5 protein-coding genes and 2 rRNA genes (1 of these 7 only partly in view) are annotated in these 8,054 nt (G+C 51.4%); 4 read left to right on the top strand and 3 right to left on the bottom strand.

Going from position 1 to position 8,054, the window contains the following annotated elements; genetic code table 11:
• Both RRF56_RS03400 and rrf read left to right on the top strand, forming a co-directional pair.
• A 23S ribosomal RNA gene (locus tag RRF56_RS03400) occupies positions 1-1,183 on the top strand; it begins 1,701 nt to the left of the window's first position.
• A gap of 109 nt (positions 1,184-1,292) precedes the next feature.
• Positions 1,293-1,409: ribosomal RNA gene (gene rrf / locus RRF56_RS03395) — 5S ribosomal RNA — on the top strand.
• A gap of 76 nt (positions 1,410-1,485) precedes the next feature.
• Here the strand turns inward: rrf and RRF56_RS03390 are convergent.
• Both RRF56_RS03390 and RRF56_RS03385 read right to left on the bottom strand, forming a co-directional pair.
• Positions 1,486-1,812: a cupin domain-containing protein gene (locus tag RRF56_RS03390; RefSeq protein WP_317036223.1), complete on the bottom strand. Its 327-nt coding sequence runs from the start codon at positions 1,810-1,812 to the stop codon at positions 1,486-1,488.
• Between the two features lie 28 nt (positions 1,813-1,840).
• Positions 1,841-2,620, bottom strand: a complete 780-nt coding sequence (locus tag RRF56_RS03385; protein WP_317036222.1) for a class I SAM-dependent methyltransferase — start codon at positions 2,618-2,620, stop codon at positions 1,841-1,843.
• 208 nt (positions 2,621-2,828) lie between these two features.
• Here RRF56_RS03385 and RRF56_RS03380 point away from each other — a divergent pair, with 208 nt between their 5' ends.
• Positions 2,829-3,158 (top strand): hypothetical protein, encoded by a 330-nt coding sequence (locus RRF56_RS03380; RefSeq protein ID WP_317036221.1) that lies wholly within the window; start codon positions 2,829-2,831, stop codon positions 3,156-3,158.
• A gap of 311 nt (positions 3,159-3,469) precedes the next feature.
• Positions 3,470-3,859 (top strand): AbrB family transcriptional regulator, encoded by a 390-nt coding sequence (locus RRF56_RS03375; protein ID WP_317036220.1) that lies wholly within the window; start codon positions 3,470-3,472, stop codon positions 3,857-3,859.
• A 509-nt stretch (positions 3,860-4,368) separates the two neighbouring features.
• On the opposite strand, the gene RRF56_RS03370 is transcribed toward RRF56_RS03375, so the two are convergent.
• A complete protein-coding gene (locus RRF56_RS03370) occupies positions 4,369-8,049 on the bottom strand; it encodes a VCBS domain-containing protein (RefSeq protein ID WP_317036219.1) in 3,681 nt (1,226 codons plus the stop codon).
• Positions 8,050-8,054 lie beyond the last annotated feature (5 nt).

Here is an 8,054-nt window from a genome sequence, read left to right as displayed (position 1 = left end):
CGGGAGAAGGGGTGCCCACGAGAGTGGGTCGCAGTGAAGAGTCCCAGGCGACTGTTTACCAAAAACACAGGTCTCCGCTAAGTCGCAAGACGATGTATGGGGGCTGACGCCTGCCCAGTGCCGGAAGGTTAAGGAAGTTGGTCAGGCTCTTCGGAGTTGAAGCTAGCGACTGAAGCCCCGGTGAACGGCGGCCGTAACTATAACGGTCCTAAGGTAGCGAAATTCCTTGTCGGGTAAGTTCCGACCCGCACGAAAGGCGTAACGATCTGGGAGCTGTCTCGGAGAGAGGCTCGGCGAAATAGGAATGTCTGTGAAGATACGGACTACCTGCACCCGGACAGAAAGACCCTATGAAGCTTTACTGTAGCTTGGTATTGGGTTCGGGCTTTAATTGCGCAGGATAGGTGGGAGACTATGAAGCAGCCCTTGTGGGGGTTGTGGAGTCACTGGTGAGATACCACTCTATTAAGGCTAGAATTCTAACCTTGACCCGTTATCCGGGCAGGGGACAGTATCAGGTGGGCAGTTTGACTGGGGCGGTCGCCTCCTAAATGGTAACGGAGGCGCGCAAAGGTTCTCTCAGGCTGGTTGGAAATCAGCCATTGAGTGTAAAGGCATAAGAGAGCTTGACTGCGAGACTGACAAGTCGAGCAGGTACGAAAGTAGGCCTTAGTGATCCGACGGTTCCGCGTGGAAGGGCCGTCGCTCAACGGATAAAAGTTACTCTAGGGATAACAGGCTGATCTCCCCCAAGAGTTCACATCGACGGGGAGGTTTGGCACCTCGATGTCGGCTCATCGCAACCTGGGGCTGTAGTCGGTCCCAAGGGTTGGGCTGTTCGCCCATTAAAGCGGTACGTGAGCTGGGTTCAGAACGTCGTGAGACAGTTCGGTCCATATCCGGTGCAGGCGTAGGAACATTGAGAGGAGTCTTCCTTAGTACGAGAGGACCGGGAAGAACGCACCGCTGGTGTACCTGTTATCGTGCCAACGGTAAACGCAGGGTAGCTAAGTGCGGAGTGGATAACCGCTGAAAGCATCTAAGTGGGAAGCCCACCTCAAGATGAGTGTTCCCATGGCATAAGCCAGTAAGGTCACGGGTAGACCACCCGTTAATAGGCGCTAGATGGAAGTCCAGCAATGGATGTAGTCGAGGCGTACTAACAGACCGAGGGCTTGACCTCACACTCAAGTCCATCAACCAACCAACAATGGCTGTGTGCACAGCCTCACTTCTCTCAATTCAGTTCTTCAAGGAACTTAAACAACATAATATTAAAGCAACTAAGCTTTCCTGGTGTCTTTGGCGCTGTGGTCCCACTCTGACCCATCCCGAACTCAAATGTGAAACGCAGCTGCGGCGAAGATAGTGAGGGGGTTGCCCCTTGTCAAAATAGCTCGATGCCAGGTCCTTACTCAGAACGGCTTCACCCACTTAGTGGGTGAGGCCGTTCTGTTTTACGTTTGTTTATAGAGCTGTCACTCGCTAATTTTCTGAGGATAGGGTCAGTATGAAGGCGAGACTAGTTGTAGCTTCCAGTGCGTGGGGAGCATTGGCTGCCATAAAAATAAACACGCCGGGTTCTAGGGCAATGGGCTGACTTTCTAGGGTAAGGGTGCCGTTGCCCGCGATCATATGAACGGTAGCATTGCGGGTGGAGGTGTGCTCTGAGATTTCGGTTCCGGCGGCCAAGCAGAAAAGGCTGTATTGGCAAGTGGCGTCTTTCCAGATAACTTTGCTTAAAACGCCGGAGTCGGGGAATTGAATGTGATCGTTGAGTTGGATTGTGGGAGTGGGTGAGGTGATCAGCATGGTTAAGAGGGTGAAAGGCGAGAGGTTATTAAGGCTTTTGGGTGCATAGGATGATGTAGCCAAGGTGGTTGGCGTGGCGGAGAAAGACCTGCTGCATGGTGAGGATGCGATCGCGGATGACTGGTCGGGTAAGCAGGTTCCATCCGATAGTGAGCAGGGTCGGCAGGCCTTCTTCTTGGGCAATGTGTTGTGGGTTAAGCAAGGTCATGGGGCCAGTGGCGTAGTGCTGAACAGGGAGTCCAGCCTGGCGGCAGGCGTCGATCCAGTTATCGCTGGAGAGGGGTTGGGCGTTGACGCGAATGGCGGCGGCTAGGTCGCTATGAATAACCTCAGGGTTAGGGCCATTGGCTAGCAGTTCGTGGCTGAGGAAACGACCACCGGGCTTGAGGCGATCGCGCACGCCCGCTAGAATTTTGGCTTTGCCGGAGGCCGACTGCATGGTGAGAATGGCTTCGGCCAGAACGCAGTCGAAGGTCTCTGGCACCTGATCGAGGTGAAAAATATCGCCTTCGCGAATGGTGACTTGGTCGCTCAGTCCGGCCTTTGCGACATTGGCACGGGCCTGGGCGACACTGTCGGGGTTTTTCTCGATGCCGACGACGCGCACGCCATAGCGCTGGGCCAGAGCGATCGCACTGTAGCCAAAACTGGCGGCTAGCTCTAGCACCGTTTCTCCCGGTTGCAGGTTTGCCCAGCTCAGCAGTTGCTCGGTAGCACCATAGCCACCGGGTCGCAGTGTCTGCTTACCAGCGGCGGCTAAAACCTGGTGGCCAGGAGCTGTCTTGAGGTTGATCGATGTTTGAACCATGGTCTCTACCTGAGCGCTATGGTTTGAGTCTGACAAAGAACTTCAATGAGTTCTATGAGGTAGCTCATAGTGACGCAGGTATTGAGCTGTGCTGCTGACTAAGCGGCGGGGGATAGGGCTGCCGCCGATTTTTGTGATTGTTATTTTTCTGCTCTAAAGCAGACTGTGATAGATAGCATGGGGCAAGACTGGTTTAGAGGGAGAGGCCATGCTGATAGCTTGGATGCGGCTGTTTCATACCCTTGTTTTTGTAGTGATGTTTGGGGCCATTCTGTTTTTGCTGTATTGCGGCTTGACGAATCAGCTCACCCGGTGGACTGCGATCGCCTTTGGCCTCATCAGTATTGAGGTTGTGATCTACGCTGTAAACGGCTTTCGCTGCCCTCTCAGAACTTGGGCCGAACAGCTTACCCCTCCTGGGCAAGCTGTTCAAGATATTTACTTACCGGCGTGGCTCTCGGCTCGTGTGGTAGCGATCTCTACTCCTCTGCTAGGAGTAGCCTGTCTGCTGCTTTTAGGACGGTTGCTAACGAGGTGACAGCACAGTGTAGGGTAGTCAAGCTCGTCATAAATTATGACAACGGCTATCAACATAAAATTAATTTTATGCTTAAAATTTTACAATGTAATCTTATGTAGTATATAGTAATTATTCGGATCCGTGTGAACAAGCCACCATGGTGACAAAATGAGTGAGCTATAGTTCTACAGAAAGTAGCAGTCAGACAAAAATTATTGCCGATTTTTTTAATTATTGGATTGGGTAGGCGAGAAAATCTAAAATTCCCTGGAATAATTTCCTGTGGATCATTTAGTATTTTGACATGTATTTGGTGGACGTTCTAAATTATGGCCGTAAAAGATAGAGAAGCGTTAACTGGTAAGGATCTTCTAGCAAAGGTTAAAGAGAACGATGGGTTGACCAAGCGGGAACTGGCTAGAGAATGCGGTTATTATACTGTGAGCAAAGATGGGCAGACCCGTGTAGCTCTGGCTGAGTTCTACGATGCCTTACTAGCGGCTAAGGGCATTCAGCTTGAACCCCAGAAAAGTGCAGATGGTAGAGGCCGAGAAGCGTCTTATACCCTAACCGTTCACAAGAATGGTCAGATTGTAATTGGGGCAGCCTATACCCAAGAGATGGGTCTGAAGTCTGGCGATGAGTTCAAAATTAAGCTGGGCTATAAGCATATTCACTTGGTCAAACTGGATGATGAGGGCAATGAAGACGAAGCTTGATTGGGTCGCGAGGTCAATCAAGTGAACTCTGGGGCATTCGGCACTGCTGGATATTAGCCTGGGGCTGCTGTTGGGGATGAGTTTATCCTCGGTGCTGCCCTTTGCGGTGCTGTTTGCTTTAGTCGTCACTTGTTTATGTTTATGGGAGCGCATTCGACTGTGGACGGATGCGCTAGTAATGGCTGTGGACGTATCAACTCTGGGACGGTGAGCAGTGGCAGTAGCAGCGCATACCAAAGCTGACCCACAAAACCCTGATTCGAAACCGATACCTTGTAAGGGCGTTGCACTGCAATGCCCTTACAAAATCAGATGGTTTTCGCTGTGGCGGCCAGTTCGCAGCTGCACGCTCTAGTGGTCGCTAGGGGTGTGATCTAGAGGCCAACGCAGGCTGTTCAATAACAGAAAATCAGCGCTGGAAACTGGTTTTCTATTAAGAATCTCTCCTCAAATATTCCTTTGCAATTCTAGGTAGGCTGTTGAATAGCTTTCCTAAGCTGAGTTGGGGCTTAGGTGAAGAGAAACTGGGTTGTGGTGTTGGAGGTGATGTTGTCTCTGATGTTGGCCTCCGTAAATCCGGTTGTACCTTCTAGAGTCATCAAGATAGTGCCTGTACCAAAGCCTGTATTGCCCGCAGTACCGTCGCCCAGTCGGAACACGGTGTTGGTGCTCGTGGTGACGACATCAATGGCCGCAATGTCTCTGAACTCTAACAGGTCGCCACCCCGCCCTCGCTCGAAGTCATGGAGGGTATCTCGGCCATCTCCTCTGTGGTAAACGACGGTGTCAACAGCGCCGTCGTTCTGGCCTAAATAGATCAGATCGTTGCCCGTGCCGCCAACCAGCCAATCTGATCCCATGCCTCCACGTAGCGTGTCGTTACCGCCTCCACCGATCAGGGTGTTATTACCGGCTCCACCGATCAAGATGTTGCTGGCACCGTTGCCAATGATCACATTGTCTAGATCGTTTCCTGTTCCATTAATGGCGCTGCTGCCTGTCAGGGTGAGGTTTTCTAGGTTGGCTCCTAGGGTCCAGGAGATAGACGATTGGACGGTATCAATGCCCTCGCCTGCGTTCTCGAAAATCATGTCTCCAGCATTGTCAACGATGTAGATATCGTCTCCTTTGCCCCCATAGAGCTTGTCTGCCCCAAGTCCTCCATTGAGGGTGTCATTGCCATCGCCGCCATACAGAATGTCGTTACCGCTGCCGCCGAACAAAAAGTCATTGCCGCTGCCGCCCTGCATAATGTCGTTACCGGCAGCGCCAGTTACTCTATTTCCCTGGTCGCTGGTGAAAACCGTGAGGCTGCCCATGAAACTACTAAAGTCAAATTGCTCAAAGTTTTTCAGGGCAAAATTAGAGATGCCAGGAAGCGTAAGCTGATTTTCAGAGTTCCTCAAGTCAAGGGTTAATTGAATACCCGATTGATCTACACCCGAGTCGCTAAACAGGAAGAATCGATCGCGATCGCCTTCGCCCCCGTCAATGATGTCTCCTGACAAGAGGTGGCTGTAGTAAGCAACCACGACATCGTCGCCACCCAAAGTTTCAATCCACTTAGAGCCAGCGGTGGTTTGCATAACATCGGTAAATTCGGTGCCGATGATGCGGTTAATGGTGTTTGCGCCGGAGATAGTAAAGCTAATTTGCTTTGTAGTGCCATCAACCGACGAAATGATAAAAGTCTCTACCTTACTTTGACCAGCATTGAGGTACTGCAATTCACTGTTGCCTACGCTATAAGTGTAGGCACCGTTGGCATCCAGGGTTAAAACACCGAGATTGCCCTCAGTGCTGGTAACGGTGGTGTTAAAGAACGCTTGTCCTTGGTCAAGGTCGGTAATATCAATGGTACCTGTCGCTATTAGGTTTCCGTTGGCATCAACGTCTTGATCCTTAGTAACAGAACTGGCCGTGGGCTCACCAATTTCCGCTATGTCATTGGCACCTGTAAACGTAACGACTAAGCTCTTTTGATCGCTGAGGCTGCCATCACTAACAGTGAGATCAAAGCTTTCAGACGCATTAGTACCTTCTGGTAATGCGTTGATTGCTTCTGAAGTCGGAATGTAGGTGTACTGTCCGGTTTGGCTATTGAGATAGAGGATCCCGTAGGTGCCACTGCGCATTACATCGTAGGTAATACCATCAATGGTGATACTGGTGGTGCTTCCATCGTTAATGTTGTGGACCAGTACTGTCCCAGCATCAGCATCAACTGCAGAAAGACCACCTGTAAAAGCAGTAAATACATCATTCCCGGATGTATCTGTGTAACTAAGAGGCGCAATTCCTGAAAGTACTGGAGCAAAATTTAAGAGAATTGCCTGGCTGGTATCAGTGCCCGCCGAGACATTTTCGGTCACCAGTCCAGCAGCCGCGCTTTGGGTATTGTCTGCACCTGCCCCAGCACCAGCAGTCACTAAACTTGCGGTAGCGTTTTGGGTATTGTCTGCACCAGGTGCAACATTTTGAGTTAATGTTGCTTGTTGAGCTGATAGCTGAGTACCACCGGTTGTAGCTGACGTAGTGAGCGCTGTTCCCGCTGTTCTTGCGGTAATGGTGATAACACCGTCAAGGGCAGTGGCAGTAACCAGTGTCCCTAAGGTTGAATTTGAATTAATCCTGGTTGCTAAAGCTGTAGCCATGTCAGCGGCTGACACGTTAGTTGGTGCAGTGTAACTAATTTGCGTGCCATTAATTGTAACTGTCGCAGTCCTCGATGCGCCCTGCGCACTACCCGTGAAAGTTACCGTATCGACTTGAGCAACACCGATAGCATTCGCGGCAGAACTGGAGAGGTTAAAAGCAGTCCCTGGGGTGTTAGCGGTTAGGGAGACAACGCCATTGGCAGCCGAAGCTGTTACAACCCCGCCAGTTGTGCCGTTGGCGTTGATGGCTTGTGAGAGTTTAGCGGCAACGTTTGCCAGGGTGGTTGTGCTGTTGGCACCAAGGTCAGCAGCAAGAACTCTGTAAGAGACTGTCGTGCCGTTAATGACGGCAGAAATGCTGTCACCCACCTCATAGCTGCCGCTGAGGGTGACATTGCTCACCTGAGCTACCGCTGCTCGATTAGTAGCAGAACTGGAGAGGGAAAAAGCAGTCCCTGGGGTGTTAGCGGTTAGAGAGATAACGCCATTGGCAGCTGAAGCTGTTACAACACCGCCAGTTGTGCTGTTGGCGTTGATGGCTTGCGAGAGTTTATTGGCAACGTTTGCCAGGGTGACTGTGCTGTTGGCACCAAGATCAGCAGCAAGAACCGTGTAAGAGACTGTCGTGCCGTTAATAACGGCAGAAATGCTGTCACCCACCTCATAGCTGCCGCTGAGGGTGACATTGCTCACCTGAGCTACCGCTGCTCGATTGCTAGCAAAACTGGAGAGGCTAAAAGCAGTCCCTGCGATGTTAGATGTCACCAAAATGCTTCCGGCACTGGCGTTTGCAGTTACTGATGAACTGACAGTGCTATTGGAGTTAATAAGTTGCGATAGCTGGGTGGCAATATTGGCCAGGGTCGCATCAGAGGTGCCAGCGATATCAGCAGCGGTGATGATATATGAAAGAGTAATTCCGTTGATGACTACAGAAATTGTATCTCCAACTTCGTAAAGGCCACTTAGGGTTAGGGCCGCTCTCTCTCCACTTAAAACTGATGTGTAGTCTTGTAGCAAGTTGACGTTAAAAGGTGCGGGCATGTTTTGGTTGGTCAACCTCCAACTGCCACCCTGGCTTGTCGCACCGACTTTCCCAACTGTGGCCGCAACCTGTGCCTGAGTAATGGTTTCTAGCGCCAGAATGAAAGGGCGATCTTCACCTACTTCACAACTGTAGAGGGCAATTTCTTCGACGACCCACTCCTGAAGGAGGGCCGATCGCGCTTGCAGTTGCGCTTGGGTAATGGGGGTAGCGCCAAGGTGAATGACACCGGGCGCACCGTGGGCCACAATGGCCAGCCGCCGGGCGTTGGTCTGGCTAAGCAGGTAGGTAATGGTGAGGAGGGCATCTTCGTTTGGGTCGAGAATGTAGGGAATGGTGTCTTCGACCAGGGCATTTAACAGAATGGGGAGATCGGGAACGCGGGCATCGAAGACGGCTAGAGTGCCACAGGTGGGTGCTTGACCTTGAGGGGAAATCGCTTGTGCCACTACATTTAAACTAGAGGAAAGATGATCTGTGCGACGCATGGTGT

Source organism: Nodosilinea sp. E11 (assembly GCF_032813545.1).
GTDB lineage: Bacteria > Cyanobacteriota > Cyanobacteriia > Phormidesmidales > Phormidesmidaceae > Nodosilinea.
This window is presented reverse-complemented; position numbering and strand designations above follow the sequence as displayed.